This is a genomic window from Shinella sp. 1A1 (assembly GCF_055379515.1).
In genome coordinates this window covers 2,258,382-2,276,368 of sequence record NZ_AP039671.1, presented here as the reverse complement: position 1 = coordinate 2,276,368, position 17,987 = coordinate 2,258,382, and the positions used below count along the sequence as shown (strand labels likewise).

Here is a 17,987-nt window from a genome sequence, read left to right as displayed (position 1 = left end):
TGGGCTCCTCTTACTTGGCGCGGGCGCGGTAGATCGTGTCGAGCCAGACGGCGACCACGAGGACCACACCGACAACGATGCGCTGGAACGGGGTGTCGATGCCGACCAGCACCATGCCCGATTGCAGTGATTGCATGACGAGAGCGCCGAGCATGGCGCCCGCGATGGTGCCCATGCCGCCGCCGAGCGAGGTGCCGCCGATGACGGCGGCCGCGATGGTGTAGAGCTCGTCGAGCTCGCCCTGCGCATTGGTCGCGGCGTTGAGGCGGGCGGTCGAGATGGCGGCGGCGATGGCGCAGAGCATGCCCATCAGCGCGAAGATCTTGACCGTGACCCAGCGCGTCTTGATGCCGGCGAGCTCGGCGGCTTCCTGGTTGCCGCCGATGGCGAAGACATAGCGGCCGAAGCGCAGGCGTGTCGAGATGAAGGTCATGACGATGCCGACGACGATGGCGATCAACACGGGAATGGCGATGCCGTGCGGGATGAAGAGGCCGCCGTCCGGCCAGGCGATGCCGTTGGCATCGGCATATCTGCGGGCGATGGCGACGGGCCAGGGATAGCTGTTGACGACCCCAACGGCGCCGAGCACCAGCGCGCAGCCGATGGCGACGAGGAAATATTCGGCCCACATGGGGCGCAGCGGAAAGCCGAAGCGCTTGCGCTGCTTGCGGGAGTTGGCGATCGTCGCGACGATGGCGACGCAGGCGAGGGCGCCGACGATCCAGCTCGCCGTCGCGCCGATCGAGCCCTCGGTGCCGCCGCCCATCAGGCGGAAGGTGGCGTCCATCGGGGCGACGGTGCGCCCGCTCGTGACGAACCAGGTAGCGCCGCGCCAGACGAGCAGGCCGCCGAGCGTGACGATGAAGGATGGCACGTTCATGAAGGCGATGATCGAGCCTTGCAGCGCGCCGATGGCGGCGCCGAGCAGAAGGCCGGCGAGCAGCGTGACGATCCAGGTGGCCGGATGGTTGAAGCCGAGAAGCTGCGGCAGCAGTTCGGCCTGCAGCACGCCCATGATCATGCCGACGAAGCCGAGGATCGAGCCGACGGAAAGGTCGATGTTGCGCGTGACGATGACCAGCACCATGCCGGTCGCCATCACCGCGACGGAGGCGGTCTGGACGGAGAGGTTCCAGAGGTTTCGCGGCGTCAGGAAGAGGCCGCCGGACAGGAAGTTGAAGCCGATCCAGATGATCAGCAGCGCGCCGACCATGCCGAGCAGGCGCGTGTCGATCTCGGTCGCGCGGAAGAAGCGCTTTACCGGATTCTCGCTTGCCGAGCGCGCACGGTTGGCATGTGCGGTATTCGTGATGTCGGCCATGGTCTTGCCGTCCCCCTCACTTCTGTTGAACGTTCGTTTCGGGCGCGCAGTTCGGGTGCTGCTTCTTGAAAGGATGGATCCGCGTCATCCTCCGCCCGCTGCCCATCTTGCGCAAGCGCCGCAACGATGTCGTTGCGGCGCCTGGCGATGGTCAGGTCGTTACCGGATGATCGGGCTCAGTCGCAGGCCGCGACCGAACCGGCCTTCACGCCCTGGCAGGCCGCATCCTTGGAGATCCAGCCGGCGTCGATGACGACGTTCAGGTTGTCCTTGGTGACGGGCAGGGGAGCGAGGAAGACGGACTTCATCTCGACGCCCTTCGGGCCGCCGTTGAAGGTGGTGACGCCTTCGATCTCGTCCATGGTCTTGCCGCCGGCGAGCTCGGCGGCGATTTCCGCGGCGCGCTTGCCGAGTTCACGCGAGTCCTTCCAGACCGAGACGGTCTGCGTGCCGAGCGCGACGCGGTTGAGCGCGGCGTGGTCGGCGTCCTGGCCGGAGACCGGAACGGAGCCGGCAAGGCCCTGGGCTGCAAGCGCCGCGATCGCGCCGCCGGCGGTGCCGTCGTTCGAGGCGACGACCGCGTCGACCTTGTTGTCGTTCGCCGTCAGGAACTGCTCCATGTTCTTCTGGGCATTTTCCGGCTTCCAGCCGTCGGTATAGGCTTCGCCGACATTCTTGATCTTGCCGGCGTCGATCGCTTCCTTCAGCACTTCCTGCTGGCCAGCGAAGAGGAAGTCGGCGTTCGGGTCGGCCGAGTTGCCCTTGATGAAGACATAGTTGCCTTCCGGCTTCACCTTGAACACTTCGCGGGCCTGCATGCGGCCGACTTCCTTGTTGTCGAAGGTGATGTAGAAGGCGGCCGGGTTTTCGATCAGGCGGTCGTAGCCGACGACCGGGATGCCTTCCGCCGCGGCCTTCTCGATGGCCGGGCCGATGGCGTCCGAATCCTGCGCCAGGACGATGATGGCGTTGGCGCCCTGTGCGATCAGCGATTCGATGTCGGTGAGCTGCTTGGCGGCGGACGACTGGGCGTCAGCGGAAATGTACTTGTCGCCGGAAGCCTCGAGCGCTGTCTTGATGGCGGCTTCGTCGGTTTTCCAGCGCTCTTCCTGGAAGTTGGACCAGGAGACGCCGACGACGAGGTCCTTGGCGTGAACGGCGGAATGCATGGAAACGATGATGGCAGCCCCTGCCATCAGCTTCAAAACGGATTTCATCTTATCTCCTCCCAAGTGAACACCGGCCGCCTGGACGAATCCCGTCCTTTCAACGACCGGCCACGATAACACTGTCTCGATAACCCCTCCCGACACGCCGGGACTTTTTTCTCGACAGTCGAGAAAATAAATGTCAGATGTTTCGAAGGCTGTCAACAAGGCTTTGACGGCTCTTGAACGGCGGCGTGACAGGTGCTTTGGAGGGGCATGTGTTGCATCTCATGAAAGCGGGCGGAAACAGGCGATGCTGGTGAAGTCGAGCACGGAGCTTGTGCGTCAGCAGAACAGTGCGCTCGTGCTCGCCTCCCTGCGCCGGCATGGGCCGCTCGCCCATACCGATATTTCCCAGCATACCGGTCTTGCCTCGGCGACCGTCTCGGCTATCACGGCGGAGCTTGAAAAGGCCGATGTGCTGGAGCGGCGCGAGCAGCAGGCGACCGCAATGCGCGGGCGGCCTCGCGTCATCTTCGGCCAGCGGCGCGCGGCCGGCTATCTCATCGCGGTGCGCATTTCCTCCGACGTCGTGCAATATTCGCTGGCTGACTATGGCGGCACGCTGATCGACCGGTTCGAGGAAGCGCGTAACCATGCGGACAGCTCGACGGAGCCCTTTGCGGCAGCCTTCGTGGCGGCGCTGGAGAAGCTTGCGAGCCGGTCGCGGATCGCGCGGGAAGACGTGCTCGTCGTTTCGATCAGCAGCAAGGGGCTCGTCGATCCGGCGCTTGCGCGGCTCGTCTGGTCGCCGATCTTCGGTTCGCGGCAGGTGGATTTCGCCGCGCTGCTCCAGCCGCACTGGCGGGCGAAGATCCTGCTCAGCAACGAGACGCTGCTCGTCGCGCATGCCATGGCGCTACGCATGGAGCGGGCCGGCATGGAAAACCTGCATTCCGTCGCTGCGCTGTCGCTCGGCCACAGCATCGGCCTCGGCATCGCGCGGTTCGACCGCTCCGGCGAACTGTCGGTGACCGCGCCGAATTTCGGGCACATGCTGAATTCGTCGGACGGCAAGCTGTGCCGCTGCGGCTCGCAGGGATGCATCGAGGCTTCCGCCGGCTTCTACGGCATCCTGCGCACGGCCTTCGAGGTGCCGCCGGATACGATTCCCGCCAAGTTCGTGCCGCTGGCCGAGATGGACAAGATCGCGCTTCGGGCCCGGCAGGGGCATCGCATGTCGGAATATGCCTTCCGCCAGGCCGGCCTTGCGCTGGGGCAGGGGCTGTCGCGCATGGTCAGCCTCCACGAGAGTATGCCCATCGCCATCACCGGCCCCGGCACGCGCTATTTCGATCTCATGCGGCGTGGCCTCGAGGAGGGGCTGGCGCAGTCGCAGCAAGTCCGCCTCTTCGGCGCGCCGCCGATCACCGTCGTGCCGGAGGAGGCGACGCTGGTGCTGGAGGGCCATCTCGACCGGGCATTGGCGGAGATGGATCACGATATCATCGCGGCCCGGACGAGCGGGGATTAAGGGCGCGCCCGCCGGACGCAAAAAGACCGGGCGATGGAACCGCCCGGTCAGGTGTCCTGGGAGTCGTCTTCCGTCAGGCGACGGAGATCTGGCGCTTTTCTTCCACCGACTTCACGGCTGCATCGGCCAACGCGAGGGCGGCGAGGCCGTCGGCGCCGGAGGGCGAGATGGCGGCGCCCTTCTCGATGGCGGCGATGAAGGCCGCGATCTCGTTGGCATAGGCCTCGGTGTAGCGGGTCATGAAGAAATCGTGCAGCGGCGGGCGGGTGTAGCCATCGCCATTGGCGATCTCGATGGAGACCGGGCGCTGGTTCTCGGCGGAGACGACGCCCTTGGAGCCGTGCACCTCGATGCGCTGGTCGTAGCCGTAGGTGGCGCGGCGGGAGTTGGAGATGATCGCCTGCTTGCCGGACTTCGTCTGCAGGATGACGGAGACGCTGTCATAGTCGCCGGCCTTGCCGATTTCCGGATCGACCAGCACGGCAGCCGTTGCCGAGACCGAGGCGACCTCTTCGCCCAGCAGGAAGCGGGCCATGTCGAAGTCGTGGATGGTCATGTCGCGGAAGATGCCGCCGGAGCGCTTGATATAGTCGACCGGCGGGGCGCCGGGGTCGCGCGAGGTGATCGTCACCATCTCGACATCGCCGATCTTGCCGTCGTCGATGGCCTTGCGGACGGCCATGAAATGCGGGTCGAAGCGGCGGTTGAAGCCGACCATCAGCTTGCCCTTGGTCTCGTCCACGACCTTCATGCAGGCGCGGACGCGATCGACGTCGAGGTCGATCGGCTTTTCGCAGAAGATGGCCTTGCCGGCGCGGGAGAAGCGCTCGATGAGATCGGCATGGGTGTCGGTCGGCGTGCAGATCACGACGGCGTCGATGTCCTTGGCGGCTTCGATCGCCTCGATGGTGCGGACCTCGCAGCCATACTGCTTGGCGATGGCGTCGGCAGCGGCGGGAAAGGCATCGGCGACGGCGACGAGCACGGCATCGGGATTGCCGGTCACGGCCTTGGCGTGGACCTTGCCGATACGGCCTGCGCCGAGAAGACCAAATCTCACAGTCATCTTCATTCTCTCTGGTGTACTGCCGGCCGCGCCGGCGGGGAGGGACGGGGCGATGCGCTCGCCCCGCGAAGGCGCCCCGCGGCCGGGGCCGCGGAGATTGGGATCAGACCTTGCGCTTCTTCTGGCGGTAGACGTCGACGACGACGGCGGCCACGATGATCACGCCCTTGACGATCTCCTGGTAGAAAGCATCGACGCGCAGGAAGGTAAAGCCCGATGTCATGACGCCGAGGATGACGGTGCCGATGACCGTGCCGGTGATGCGGCCGACGCCGCCGGCAAGCGAAGTACCGCCGATGACAGTCGCGGCGATGGCGTCGAGTTCGTACATCACGCCCATGCCGGCCTGCGCGGTCTGGGCTCTTGCCGCGGTGACGACGCCGGCAAGACCGGCAAGCGCCCCGGCGATGGCATAGACCTTCACCAGATGGGATTCGACGTTGATACCGGAGACGCGGGCGGCCTGCACGTTCGCGCCGATGGCATAGGTGAACTTGCCGTAGCGGGTGTAGCGCAGCGCGATGTGGAAGATCACCGCGACGACGAGGAAGATCACGACGGGCCAGATGCCGGTGCCGATGAAGTTGAACTGCTCGGTGAGGCCGGAGACCGGCTGGCCCTTGGTGTACCACTTGGAAATGCCGCGGGCGGACACCATCATGCCGAGTGTGGCGATGAAGGGCGGGATCTTGGTCTTGGCGATGAGCTGGCCGTTGACGATGCCGGCCAGCAGGCCGACGCCGATGCCGACGGCAACCGGCACGATGACCGGAAGGTCGGTCAGCGAGGGATAGAGCGCGCGCGGCCATGTCGAGGCCTGGGCGAGCGAGGCGGTGAACATCGCCGTCATGCCGACCACCGAGCCGGACGACAGGTCGATGCCGCCCGTGATGATGACCTGCGTCACCCCGACGGCGATGATGCCGATGACCGAGACCTGCAGGATGATGATCGTCAGGCGCTGCGAGTTCATCAGGAAGCTCTGGCCGACGAAGATCCAGCCGAGGATCTCGTAGACCAGCGCGATGCCGACGAGGACGAGAAAGATGTTGAGTTCCGGCGGCAGCCGGCGGGCAGATTTCTGCGCGGCGACCTGGGCCTGTGCTGCGGAATTCGTGCTCATGATTACCTCCCTTGCGGCCGCTCGGCGGCCCTGAACTTATTGGGCCGCCAGTTCCATCACCCTGACCTGCGTCGCCTCGGCGCGGTCGAGGATGCCGGTGACGCGGCCCTCGTGCATGACCATGACGCGGTCGCTCATGCCGAGCACTTCCGGCATTTCCGACGAGATCATGACGACGGCGACGCCGTCGCGAGCGAGTTCCGTGACGAAGCGGTGGATTTCCGCCTTCGCGCCGACATCGATGCCGCGCGTCGGCTCGTCGAGGATGAGGATGCGCGGATTGGTGAGCAGCCAGCGGCCGATCAGCACCTTCTGCTGGTTGCCGCCCGAAAGGTTCTCGATCCTTTCGGAAAGGTTCGGCGTCTTGACGCGCAGCTTCCGGCTCATCTCCTCGCAGACCTTGCTCAGCGCGCCTTCCTGAACGAAGCCGTTCTTGACGAACTTGTCCTGCAGCACGGCGATCTGCATGTTTTCCAGGATATCGAGGATCAGGAGACAGCCGGTGTCCTTGCGGTCTTCCGTCAGGAACGCCATGCGGTGGCGGATCGCCGTGTTCGGGCTGTCGATCGCGACTTCCTTGCCATTGATCGAGATCGTGCCGGAGGTGGCGGGCGTCACGCCGAAGATCGTCTCTGCGACATTCGAGCGGCCCGAGCCGACGAGGCCGGCAAGGCCGAGGATTTCACCGGCGCGCACGTCGAAGGAAACGTCGTGGAAGACGCCCTTGAGGGTGAGGTTCTTCACCGACAGGACGACGTCGCCGATCGGCACTTCCTCCTTCGGGAACATCTGGGTGATCTCGCGGCCGACCATCATGCGGATGATGTCGTCGCGCGTCACGTCGGTCGAGGCGTGGGTGCCGATATACTTGCCGTCGCGGAACACCGAGAATTCGTCGGCGATCTCGAACAGCTCGTTCATCTTGTGGGTGATGTAGACGATGCCGATGCCCTGCGAGCGCAGGTCGCGGATGATGGTGAAGAGATGCTCCACCTCGCGTTCCGTCAGGGCCGAGGTCGGCTCGTCCATGATGAGGACGTCGCTCTCGTAGGAGACGGCTTTCGCGATCTCGACCATCTGGCGGTTGGCGACGGAGAGGTCGCGCACCTGCGTTTCCGGGTCCATCGCGATGTTGAGGCGCTTGAAGAGCTCGGCCGTCTTGCGATGCATCTCGCCGTGATCGACGAAGCCGAAGCGGTTCTTCGGCTCGCGGCGGATCCAGATGTTCTCGGCGACCGTCATGAAGGGCATCAGGTTCAGTTCCTGATGGATCATGGCGATGCCGTTCTCCAGCGCGTCGAGCGGCGATGCGAGCCGGATCTTCTGGCCCTTCAGCAGCACCTCGCCCTGGTCGGGCGTGTAGATACCGGCGAGGATCTTCATCAGGGTGGACTTGCCGGCTCCGTTCTCGCCCATCAGGGCATGCACGGTGCCGCGCTTCAGCTTGAACTGGACATCGTCGAGCGCGACGACGCCGGGGAATTCCTTGCGGATGCCTTCCGCGGACAGAAGATAGTCTGCATTCGGAATGGCGCCGCTTGCACGAACCGCGGCCATGGTGGTCGGACTGACCATCGTGTTCCTCCCTCCCGGAGCACCTGAAACGGGTCGGACGCGCGCACGCAGGCGTGCGCGCGTCCATGGCAGTCTAATCGGTTTTCGTTTGCCGGCGAGCCGGTCAGTTCTTCGCCTGGAAGTCGGCGATGTTCGCCGGGGTCACCAGCTGGAAGGGGATATAGACCTTGGTATCCACCTTCTCGCCCTTGGCGAGCTTCAGCGCGGCGTCGACCGAGCCCTTGCCCTGGCCGGCGGCATCCTGGAACACGGTGGCGTCGAGGTCGCCGGCAGCCATGGCGGCGAGCGCGTCCTGCGTGGCGTCGACACCGGCGACGACGACGCTGTCCATCGAGCGGCCGGCGGCCTTCAGGGCCTGGATCGCGCCGATGGCCATTTCGTCATTGTTGGAGATGACGGCATCGAATTCCACGCCGGCGGAGAGCCAGTTGGTCATCAGGTCCGAGCCCTGCGTGCGCGACCAGTTGGCGGTCTGCTCCTCGACGATCTCGAGGCCCTTGCATTCGTCGGTGGCGATGACGTCCTTGACGTCCTGCGTGCGCATGCGGGCGGCCTGGTTGGAAAGCTCGCCCATCATGACGACGACCTTGCCCTTGCCGTTCAGCAGGCGGCAGACTTCCTTGGTTTCCAGCGTGCCGGATTCCTGCTCGTTGGAGGCGACGAAGGCCTGCTTTTCCGGCAGTTCGTTGATGTTGGCCGGCTCGCGGTTGACATAGACCAGCGGAATGCCGGCATCGGCGGCGGCCTTGGAGAGTGCGGCGGTCGCGTCGGTATCGACCGGGTTCACGATGATGGCGCTGACGCCCGAGGCGATGAAGTTCTGGACCTGGCTCTGCTGCTTGGCGACGTCGTTCTGGGCGTCCTCGATCTGCAGTTCGACGCCGTCAAGCGTCTTGGCATAGTCGGACATGCCGTTGCGCAGGACGGTCAGGAAGTTGTCGTCGAACAGCGCCATGGAAACGCCGATCGTTTCGGCATGGGCGGCCGTGGACATCATGACGGCGAGCGCCGAACCAAGAATGAATTTTTTCATGTTGTTCTCCTCCTCAACATGGTGTCCGGCGGCACCACAGATCAACCGGATGACCGCCCTTGCGGGACGGCTCGCCCCTTGCTCCTCCCGGGATGCAAAAGGCCAAAACAGAATAAACAAACCGCGAATTCCGTATTGCGGAATGTTTATTCCATTTTCTGCCCGGGACGTCAAGCCCGTTCCATTTTTGCGATAAGGCAAGGCCCGGGTCCTGGGGAAAATGCCGGCGGCAGGGGCCACCGGCATGAGGCTTTTCAGATATTTGCGCGTAGGAAAGCGACGCTTTCGGCAACGGCGGCCTTCGGGTCCACGACGTCGTGAACGGAAGGCGAGAAGGGCTCGAAGGAGAGCGGCCCGGCATAGCCGGCGGCCAGCAGAGCCTTGATCTGGCCGGCATTGTCGAGGCGATCCTTCGGGCCGACGAGGACGCGGTGGCCGTCGCGCATGTCGGAAACGGAGACCGCAGGGTCCTCGACGCCGGAAATGTGCACGAGGCCGGTGAGGCCGGCGAAGAGATCGGGCTCGCCGGCAAGGTGGTGGTGGAACGTGTCGTGCACCAGGCGGAACGTCGCTTCGCCGCCGACGGCGCGGATCGCCTCGGCCGCCTCGCGCTTGGAGCGCAGCGAGCAGATCTCGAAGCCGAGCGGCTCGACGAGGCCGACGATGCCGGCGGCGTCGAGCAGGGGCTTCAGGGCCGTCAGCGCTGTGCGCAGGTTTTCCTGCCGCTCGCCGTCGGCTTGGCCGGTGCCGTCGTTCTTCGGCACGAGCACCAGCGCGCGGGCGCCGCAGGCGCTGGCATAGTCGATGAGGTCCTTCGCCTCGGCGGCGCGGGCGGGCGTCCATTCGTTGAAGCGCTGAAGCGCGTTGATCGAGATGATCGTGACGCCGTGGCGCTCGGCGAGGGCCTTCACCTCGGCCGGCGTCGTGCCGTCGAGGATGGCGTTGCCGTCGAGGTCGTTGCGAATCTCCACCGCCTTCATGCCGAGGGAGACGGCAAGGGCGAAGAAGGCGTCCAGCTTGAGGCCGGGGGCCGTCATGTGGTTGAGGGCGAAATCAAGGGGCGGCATGGAATGGGTGTCCTCCGGTCTTCGAGGTCGCCGACAGGGCGGCCTCGCATGCACGCATGAGGATCGGGACGCACTTGACGGGCGTCAAAGCCCAAGGCGCGGCGAGCGCCTTCATCGCTGAGAGATTTGGCCGAGGGCGTGATGGAAAACCATCATCCCAGCTCAGATATTTTCCGGCAGGAGGATGTCGAAGGGCAGGAAGGTCTGCCCCGGAACGGCGTTTCCGCCCTTCTCGATGGCCGTGACCATCAGCGAGACGAGCTCGCGGCAGAGGGCCGGTAGCGGGGTGTTGATCGCCATGGTGACGACGTCGTCGGCAAGGCCGGCCTTCGATTCGGGCGTCAGCTCGTTGACGATGAGCTGGATCCGTCCGGCGTAACCTTCCTCGCGGATCGCCGAGATCGCGCCCTCCATGCCGCCGCCGGCGACATAGAGGCCGACGAGGTCGGGGTGCTGGGCGAGAAGGTTCGCCGTCGCCTCGTGGGTGATCTCGCTGGTATCGAGATTGACCAGCGTGTCCAGCACCTCGAAATCCTGGCCCTTCTCGCGGAAGAAGGAGCGGAAGCCCATCTCGCGCAGCTCGTGGCCGTGGAAGCGGTGGCTGCCGACGAAGATCGCCACCTTGCCCGGCCGTTTCGCGCCCCTGGCGATCATCCAGGCCGCCGTGCGCCCGACCTTCATGTTGTTGAGGCCGATATAGCCCTGCCGCACGTCCATGGCGAAGTCGGAGAGCAGGCAGAACAGCGGAAGGCCGCGGTCTTTCAGTTCCTCCACCATGGCGGTCGTCGCCGGATAGTCCGGCGCGACGACGGCGAGCGCCTGGTTGCGCGCGGAAAGCTGGCGCAGCATCTCCGTCATCGCCGCCGGGGTCTGCGCGTTGATGAAGTCGACCTGCGGGACGATGCGGGCGGTCGTGCAGGCATTGCAGGCGATTTCGATCTCGCGGGCGAAGTTCTGGTAGAAGGCCTGGCTCGGGCGCTGCAGGCTGAAGCCGAGCCGGTATTGCGGCAGGTCCTCGAAGACGCGCTGCCGGATGAGGCCGATGGCATGGTAGCCGATCGCATTGGCCGCCTCGTAGACCCGGCGCGCCGTCTCCTCGCGGACCTTGTGGCGGCCGTTGAGCACCCGGTCGACCGTCGCGACGCTGACGCCGGCGGCCCGGGCGAGATCCGAGATGGTGGGTCTCGATGCCATTTTCCCCTCCCTGAAATCTTTCCATCAAGGACGAATGATAGCGGATGATGGAATTTGATGCATTCTATCATGGCAGGATTGAGAGACGCAAGGAGCGGCGCTATCGTTCGATCACTGGAGAGGCGTGGAGCGGAAACGCCCCCTCAAGGAGGAGACGAGCGATGAAGCCGACGAAGCGGGACTACAGCCTTCTTGGCCGCGATGCCGAGGCCGCCGTTGCCAACGGTCTGGCCGCGGCCGAATGGTACCACACCGAAATCCCCCGCAAGGAGATGAAGGCGCTGATGCAGCGCAGCGATGCCCCGGCGATCCGCGACACCGCGATCTGGCTCGGCTGTCTCGTCGTTTCGGGCGGGCTGGGCGCATGGTTCTGGGGAACCTGGGCCTGCGTGCCGTTCTTCCTCGTCTATGGCGTGCTCTACGGCTCGGCCTCCGACAGCCGCTGGCACGAATGCGGCCACGGCACGGCCTTCAAGACGATGTGGATGAACAATGCGGTCTACCAGATCGCCTGCTTCATGATCATGCGCAACCCGGTGACCTGGCGCTGGAGCCATACGCGCCACCATACGGATACGGTGATCGTCGGTCGCGACCCGGAAATCGCCGTCATGCGCCCGCCGGATCTTGCGCGCCTCGTGCTGAACTTCTTCGGCCTGCTCGATGCCTGGTATGCCGTCATCGACATGCTGCGCAATGCGGCAGGCAGGATGAGCGCCGCCGAAAAGACCTTCATCCCCGAATCCGAGCAGCCGAAGGCGATCCGCATCGCCCGCATCTGGCTTGCGATCTATGTCGCCACCATCGCCGCCTGCTTTGCCTTCGGCTCGATCCTGCCGGCCATGCTGATCGGCCTGCCGCGGCTCTACGGCGCCTGGCACCATGTGCTGACGGGCCTGCTGCAGCACGGCGGCCTTGCCGACAATGTCATCGACCACCGGCTCAACAGCCGCACGGTCTACATGAACCCGGTCAGCCGCTTCATCTACTGGAACATGAACTACCATGTGGAGCATCACATGTTCCCGATGGTGCCCTACCATGCGCTGCCGAGGCTGCACGCCATGATCAGGCACGACCTGCCGGAACCGAACCCGTCGATGTGGCACGGCTACAGGGAGATGATCCCGGCCTTCCTGCGCCAGCTTCGCAACGAGGACTACTTCCTGAAGCGCGAGCTGCCGCCGACGGCGCGGCCCTACAAGGAAGAATTCCACGCGGAACCCGCCATCGCGGCCGCCGAATAACCAACAGTCACTGGAGGAGAGACCATGAGCGACACCTGGATCGAGGTCTGCGCGGCGGACGAGATCGACGAGGAGGACGTCATCCGCTTCGACCATGCGGGCCGGACCTTCGCGATCTACCGCAGCCCGGAAGACACCTATCACGCGACGGACGGGCTCTGCACGCACGAGAAGATCCACCTCGCCGACGGCCTCGTGATGGACCACGTCATCGAATGTCCCAAGCACAACGGCCGCTTCAATTACAAGAGCGGCGAGGCGCTGGGCGCGCCGGTCTGCATCGACCTCAAGACCTATCCGGTCAAGGTCGAGGGCGGCACCGTCTTTATCGGTCTCTAGCAGCGGTTTTGCGTCCGGAATTGCGTAAAAACAAAGAGATAGAGGATATCGCCATGATGAGCTTCGTCATCGTCGGTGCCGGCGAATGCGGCGCACGCGCCGCCTTCGCGCTGCGCGAAAAGGGCTTCGACGGCGCGATCACCCTGATCGGCAGCGAAACCCATCTGCCTTATGAGCGCCCGCCGCTCTCCAAGGAGGCGCTGGTCGCGGGCGCCGCCCCGAAGCTTGTCGCGCAGGCGGAACGCTATGTCGAGGCCGGCATCGACCTTCTGCTCGGCCGCACGGTGTCCAAGATCGACCGCACCGCACGGCACGTCGTGCTGGGGGACGGCACCGTCGTTCCCTATGACAGGCTGCTGCTTGCCACTGGCGCGCGCCCGCGCGCCCTGCCGGGCACGAACCACGGCGGCCGCATCGCGGCGCTGCGCAGCCATGACGATGCGGCCCGCATCCGCACGCATCTGGTGGAGGGCAGCCACGTCGCCATTCTCGGCGGCGGCTTCATCGGGCTGGAGCTTGCCGCGAGCGCCCGCAAGCTCGGCGCCTCGGTCACGCTGGTCGAGGGCCTGCCGCGCGTGCTGACGCGGGGCGTGCCGCCAGAGATCGCCGAGATCGTCGCCAACCGGCACATGGCCGAAGGCGTGGAGATCCTCTGCGGCGCGAAGGTCACGGGGATCGAGGACCTGCCGGGCGAGGTGCGTATCGCGCTGGAGGATGGCCGCGTCGTTTCGGCAAGCCTCCTCGTTGTCGGCATCGGCGCGGTGCCGAACACGGAATTGGCGGAGGCCTCCGGCCTCGCTGTCGACAACGGCATTGCCGTCGACGGCCATCTGCGCACCTCCGATCCCGACATTTTTGCTGCGGGAGACTGCACGTCTTATCCGCTTCCCCTTTACGGTGATCGCCGCATCCGCCTCGAATCCTGGCGCAACGCGCAGGAGCAGGGTCAGCTTGCCGCCGCCAACATGCTGGGCGGCGCGGAGGTCCATTCGGCCGTGCCGTGGTTCTGGTCGGACCAGTACGACATGACGCTCCAGATCGCCGGCCTTGCCGACGGGACGGTGACGACGGTGCGGCGCGAGATGGGCGAGGGGGCTTTCATCCTCTTCCATCTCGACGGCGAGGGCCGGCTGATCGCGGCGAGCGGCATCGGGCCGGGCAATGCGGTCGCCCGCGACATCCGCCTTGCTGAAATGCTGATCGCCGCCCGCATCCATCCCGACCCGGCGGAGCTCGCCGCGCCGGAAACCAAGCTCAAGAAACTGCTCGCCGCCTGAGGAGACCACCCCGTGAAGACCAAGAGACCGACCGTCGCCGACCTCCAGGCCATGAAGGGCAAGCGCCAGCTCACCATGCTGCGCGTCGTGACGCTGGAGGAGGCGGAGGCCGCCGAGCAGGCGGGCATCGACCTCGTCTCCGTGCCGCCCGCCCTGCTGGGCCCGGCCTTCCGCGAGGCCGCGCCGACGGTCTTTGCCTTTCCGGGCCTCGAATATGGCGACTTCGTCACCGCCGACGATTACCTACGCGGCGCCTTCCAGGCGATGAAGGCGGGCGGCGATGCCGTCTATTGCGCGGCCGGCCTTTCGACCGTGCGGCGGTTGCGCGAGGAGGGCATCCCGGTCTGCGGCCATGTCGGCCTCATCCCCTCCAAGGCGACGTGGACGGGCGGTTTCCGCGCCGTCGGCAAGACGGCGGAGAGCGCACTGGAGATCTTCCGGCAGGTCAAGGCGCTGGAGGAGGCGGGGGCCTTCGCGGCCGAGATCGAGGTCGTGCCGGGCGAGGTCGCCGCCGCGATCAGCGCGAAGACGTCGCTCGTCATGCTCTCCATGGGCGCGGGCACCGGCTGCGACGCGCAATATCTCTTCGCCGAGGACGTGCTCGGCCAGAACCGCGGCCACTATCCGCGCCATGCCAAGGTCTACCGCAACTTCGCCGCCGAATACGACCGGCTGCAGCAGGAGCGCATCGCCGCCTTCCGCGAATATGCCGACGACGTGCGCTCCGGCGCCTATCCTGAGAAGGGCCATCTCGTCGGCATCGAGGCGGCGGAGCTTGCCGCCTTCCTCGAACGGCTGGATGGTTGAAAGCCGGTTTCCTCGCGGCTGAAAACCGCCTATGTACACGGGCAAAGGCGTGAGGAGACGTTCATGAAATTCATCGATCCCGACCATCCGTTCTACCGTCCGCTCTGGCGGCGGCTGCTTCTGGTCGGGGTCTGCGCCGCATGGACCGGCGTGGAATTCTACAATGGCGAGCAGACCTGGGGCACGGTCTTCCTCATCGTGACCGCCTATGCCTTCGCCAACCTCATCCTCTTCTTCAAGCCCTCCGATCCGGCCGCCAAGCCGCCGGCCGAGGGCGGCGAAACGAAGAACGAAGGCTAGAGGCCGAGGCTCTTTTCCACATTGATCCGCCGGATCGTCTCGTCGATCAGCATGTTGGCGATCTTCATGCGGAGCGTCGCATTGGCGCGAAGCTCGGCCGGCGCACGGTCGGGGTGGTTTTCGCGCGCGAAGCTGCGGCGGCGCGCGGCGAGGTCGTCGATGCTCTCGCGGCCGGTAAGGGCAAGGTCTTCCGCGACCGCCTCCGGCGTGATGCGCAGGAGATGCTCCGGCACGGGGGCGGGTTCTTCCGGCGGACTTTCCGGCTCCGGCTCCGACTCCGGCGGGGCAGGCTCCTCGTAGAGGTCGAGATAGGCGGCGGCGGCCTGCGAGCCGGACATGAAGGCACCCGTCGCGCCGAGGCCGGCAAAGCCGGACGTCAGCCCACGGACAGGGCCGGGGCCTTGTTCTTCCGCTATCTCCTCTTCCGCCTCGCGCGCCTCGGCGCGCAGCCGCTCCAGCACGGATTCGAAAACGGTCATGCCGAACATGGTCTCTCCGATCGATCAGTCCGGCGAAAGCATCCGGCTGCGTTGCAGGATGAGATCATAGAGCAGTTTGGCGCTCGGCGGGAGCGCCCGGCCTTTGACGGAGATGAGGCTGTAGGGCTTGATGTCGATCTCGAAATCCGTGTCGAGGATCCTGATCTCGCCGGCCTGCGCGCCGACATCGGCGACGAAGTCGGCCATGTCGCGGGCTACCGGCGCAATGGCGTTGGAGCCGCAGACGATGGCGGTGGTAAGCAGGATGGACGAAGTGTTGACCACGGTGGAGGGAAGCGGCACGCCGGCGGCGAGGAACAGCTCCTCGATGCGCCGCCGCAGCAGCGTGCCCGAGGGCTGGAACACCCAGTCGTAATGCGGCAGGTCGGCAAGGCCGACGACCGGCTTGTCCGCAAGGGGGTGTCCCTTGCGGACGATGAGACAGGCTTTCTCGATGCCGATCTCCGTGACGTTGAAGAGGCGCGGATTGAGGTCGTCCGGCACGCGGGCGATGATGAAATCCTGCTGGGCGGCCAGCAGCTCGCGGGCGAGCACGTTGCTGGTCTCCACGCGCACATTCACCTCGATGCCGGGATAGGCGGCGCTGACCTGCTGGATCGCCGGCACGGCAAGGCTGATGGCCGGCGCCGTCACGGAGCCGAGGAAGACCGAGCCGCCCGTGCCGGATTTCAGCGCCGAAAGCTCGCGGTCGACCTCGCGCAGTTCGAGCAGGATGGTGCGGGCGCGGCGCGCGAAGGCCCGGCCGAAGGCGGTGAGGGCGACGCCCCGCGAGACGCGCTCGCAGAGCTGCGCCTTGAGGATCATCTCCATTTCCGTCAGCATGCGGGAGGCGGCGGGCTGCGAGATGTTGAGCGCATCGGCCGCCGCGCTCACCTGCTTGTGCTCCTCGATGGCGACGATCATGCGCAGGTGGCTGAGCTTCAGGCCGCTGCGCAGCAGCGCCACGCCCTGCAGGTTGTCGAAGCTCTCGCCGGCAAAAAACTGATCCTCGCTCTCGCCGTGCAAACGCATGGTTTCTCCGATCGGTAAAAAGTAATATATTTCGCTCACTGCATATCAAATTTGATATCGATTTAGAAGCTCATTGCATTTGACAGTTATGGCAATTCGGTAGACCTTGCGCCAATGTGCGCTGGGGTCCTTGGGAGTGGGGATCGGCGGGCTCTTGCCCGGCCGTTTCCAGGCGTCGCCTGAATGCGACCCCGCCGCGCATGGAACAATGCCTGGCTGCAATTACGGCCAGTGCGCACAAGGGAGAGACCTTTCAATGAAAATGATCACTTCGCTTCTCGCCGCCGCTGCCATCAGCGTTGCGTCGTTCGTGGCGCCGTCCTTCGCCCAGGACAAGGGCATGGTCGGCATCTCCATGCCCACCAAGACCTCGACCCGCTGGATCTCGGACGGCGAGACGATGGAAAAGCTGTTCAAGGAAGCCGGCTACACGCCGGACCTGCAGTTCGCCGACGACGACATTCCGAACCAGCTCGCCCAGATCGAGAACATGGTCACCAAGGGCGCCAAGGTCCTCGTCATCGGCGCCATCGACGGCACGACGCTTTCCGACATCCTGCAGAAGGCTGCCGATGCCGGCGTCAAGGTCATCGCCTATGACCGCCTGATCCGCGATTCGGGCAATGTCGACTACTACGCCACCTTCGACAACTTCCAGGTCGGCGTCCTGCAGGCCACCAGCCTCGTCGACGGCCTGAAGGCGAAGTTCCCGGACACCAAGCCGTGGAACGTCGAGCTCTTCGGCGGTTCGCCGGACGACAACAACGCCTTCTTCTTCTATGACGGCGCGATGTCGGTCATCCAGCCGCTCGTCGACAAGGGCGACATCGTCATCAAGTCGGGCCAGACCGGCATGGAAACCGTCGGCACGCTGCGCTGGGACGGTGCGGTCGCACAGGCCCGCATGGAGAACCTGCTCTCCTCGACCTACACCGATGGCCGCGTCGATGGCGTTCTTTCGCCCTATGACGGTCTTTCCATCGGCATCATCTCGGCCCTGAAGGGCGTCGGCTACGGCTCGGGCGACCAGCCGATGGCCATCGTCACCGGCCAGGACGCCGAACTTCCCTCCGTCAAGTCGATCCTCGCCGACGAGCAGTACTCGACGATCTTCAAGGACACGCGCGAACTCGCCAAGGTTACCGTCGGCATGGTCAACGCGATCCTGGAAGGCAAGGAGCCGGAAGTGAACGACACCAAGACCTATGACAACGGCGTCAAGGTCGTTCCGTCCTATCTGCTGAAGCCGGTCGCCGTCGACAAGTCCAATGCCGAGAAGATCCTCGTCACGGACTCGGCCTACTACACGGCCGACCAGCTCAAGAACTGATCGCTTCCTACATTCTCCGGGGTTCGCGCGTTTCGCGCGAACCCTCTTTTATCCGGATCGCAGAGCGAATAGGCTCGCTTTCGCCGCCGCGAGGTGGCGAACGGCCGCTGGA

General features: G+C 65.3%; 17 protein-coding genes. 7 read left to right on the top strand and 10 right to left on the bottom strand.

Features of this window, described 5'->3' with window-relative positions:
* Nucleotides 1–10 precede the first annotated feature (10 nt).
* Both ACZ48C_RS11245 and xylF read right to left on the bottom strand, forming a co-directional pair.
* Nucleotides 11–1,324, bottom strand: coding sequence for a sugar ABC transporter permease (locus ACZ48C_RS11245; protein ID WP_203319654.1), 1,314 nt, complete (start codon nucleotides 1,322–1,324; stop codon nucleotides 11–13).
* Between the two features lie 176 nt (nucleotides 1,325–1,500).
* Nucleotides 1,501–2,541: a D-xylose ABC transporter substrate-binding protein gene (xylF, locus tag ACZ48C_RS11240; RefSeq protein ID WP_318909719.1), complete on the bottom strand. Its 1,041-nt coding sequence runs from the start codon at nucleotides 2,539–2,541 to the stop codon at nucleotides 1,501–1,503.
* A 244-nt stretch (nucleotides 2,542–2,785) separates the two neighbouring features.
* Here xylF and ACZ48C_RS11235 point away from each other — a divergent pair, with 244 nt between their 5' ends.
* Entirely contained in the window at nucleotides 2,786–4,006 is a 1,221-nt protein-coding gene (locus ACZ48C_RS11235) for an ROK family transcriptional regulator (RefSeq protein ID WP_464781153.1), read from the top strand.
* A 73-nt stretch (nucleotides 4,007–4,079) separates the two neighbouring features.
* Here ACZ48C_RS11235 and iolG read toward each other — a convergent pair whose 3' ends face one another.
* The 6 genes from iolG to ACZ48C_RS11205 all read right to left on the bottom strand — a co-directional run bounded on the left by iolG (nucleotide 4,080) and on the right by ACZ48C_RS11205 (nucleotide 11,064).
* Nucleotides 4,080–5,072 carry an inositol 2-dehydrogenase gene (iolG, locus tag ACZ48C_RS11230; protein ID WP_464781152.1) on the bottom strand — a complete coding sequence of 331 codons (993 nt, stop codon included), beginning with the start codon at nucleotides 5,070–5,072 and terminating at the stop codon, nucleotides 4,080–4,082.
* Nucleotides 5,073–5,175: 103 nt separating this feature from the next.
* Nucleotides 5,176–6,195, bottom strand: a complete 1,020-nt coding sequence (locus tag ACZ48C_RS11225) for an ABC transporter permease (RefSeq protein ID WP_119256903.1) — start codon at nucleotides 6,193–6,195, stop codon at nucleotides 5,176–5,178.
* Nucleotides 6,196–6,231: 36 nt separating this feature from the next.
* Entirely contained in the window at nucleotides 6,232–7,770 is a 1,539-nt protein-coding gene (locus ACZ48C_RS11220) for a sugar ABC transporter ATP-binding protein (RefSeq protein ID WP_464781151.1), read from the bottom strand.
* A 103-nt stretch (nucleotides 7,771–7,873) separates the two neighbouring features.
* Entirely contained in the window at nucleotides 7,874–8,803 is a 930-nt protein-coding gene (locus ACZ48C_RS11215) for a sugar ABC transporter substrate-binding protein (protein WP_119256905.1), read from the bottom strand.
* 254 nt (nucleotides 8,804–9,057) lie between these two features.
* Nucleotides 9,058–9,870: a TIM barrel protein gene (locus ACZ48C_RS11210; RefSeq protein ID WP_464781150.1), complete on the bottom strand. Its 813-nt coding sequence runs from the start codon at nucleotides 9,868–9,870 to the stop codon at nucleotides 9,058–9,060.
* Nucleotides 9,871–10,032: 162 nt separating this feature from the next.
* Nucleotides 10,033–11,064: a LacI family DNA-binding transcriptional regulator gene (locus tag ACZ48C_RS11205; protein ID WP_464781149.1), complete on the bottom strand. Its 1,032-nt coding sequence runs from the start codon at nucleotides 11,062–11,064 to the stop codon at nucleotides 10,033–10,035.
* A 161-nt stretch (nucleotides 11,065–11,225) separates the two neighbouring features.
* Here ACZ48C_RS11205 and ACZ48C_RS11200 point away from each other — a divergent pair, with 161 nt between their 5' ends.
* The 5 genes from ACZ48C_RS11200 (at nucleotide 11,226) to ACZ48C_RS11180 (ending at nucleotide 15,034) form a co-directional block, all read left to right on the top strand.
* Entirely contained in the window at nucleotides 11,226–12,311 is a 1,086-nt protein-coding gene (locus ACZ48C_RS11200) for a fatty acid desaturase family protein (protein WP_464781148.1), read from the top strand.
* A 24-nt stretch (nucleotides 12,312–12,335) separates the two neighbouring features.
* Nucleotides 12,336–12,650, top strand: a complete 315-nt coding sequence (locus tag ACZ48C_RS11195; RefSeq protein ID WP_119256909.1) for a MocE family 2Fe-2S type ferredoxin — start codon at nucleotides 12,336–12,338, stop codon at nucleotides 12,648–12,650.
* 53 nt (nucleotides 12,651–12,703) lie between these two features.
* Nucleotides 12,704–13,927, top strand: coding sequence for an NAD(P)/FAD-dependent oxidoreductase (locus ACZ48C_RS11190; RefSeq protein ID WP_464781147.1), 1,224 nt, complete (start codon nucleotides 12,704–12,706; stop codon nucleotides 13,925–13,927).
* Between the two features lie 12 nt (nucleotides 13,928–13,939).
* Entirely contained in the window at nucleotides 13,940–14,734 is a 795-nt protein-coding gene (locus ACZ48C_RS11185; protein WP_464781146.1) for a 3-methyl-2-oxobutanoate hydroxymethyltransferase, read from the top strand.
* Between the two features lie 63 nt (nucleotides 14,735–14,797).
* Entirely contained in the window at nucleotides 14,798–15,034 is a 237-nt protein-coding gene (locus tag ACZ48C_RS11180; protein WP_318909709.1) for a hypothetical protein, read from the top strand.
* On the opposite strand, the gene ACZ48C_RS11175 is transcribed toward ACZ48C_RS11180, so the two are convergent.
* On the bottom strand, nucleotides 15,031–15,513 hold the full coding sequence (locus ACZ48C_RS11175; RefSeq protein ID WP_464781145.1) for a hypothetical protein: 483 nt from the start codon (nucleotides 15,511–15,513) through the stop codon (nucleotides 15,031–15,033). The two genes, ACZ48C_RS11180 and ACZ48C_RS11175, sit on opposite strands and share 4 nt — an antisense overlap.
* Nucleotides 15,514–15,537: 24 nt before the next feature.
* Nucleotides 15,538–16,545, bottom strand: a complete 1,008-nt coding sequence (locus ACZ48C_RS11170; protein WP_318909707.1) for a LysR family transcriptional regulator — start codon at nucleotides 16,543–16,545, stop codon at nucleotides 15,538–15,540.
* A gap of 256 nt (nucleotides 16,546–16,801) precedes the next feature.
* Between ACZ48C_RS11170 and chvE the strand changes: the two genes are divergently transcribed.
* Nucleotides 16,802–17,875, top strand: a complete 1,074-nt coding sequence (chvE, locus tag ACZ48C_RS11165; RefSeq protein WP_119256915.1) for a multiple monosaccharide ABC transporter substrate-binding protein — start codon at nucleotides 16,802–16,804, stop codon at nucleotides 17,873–17,875.
* The last annotated feature ends 112 nt before the right edge of the window (nucleotides 17,876–17,987 follow it).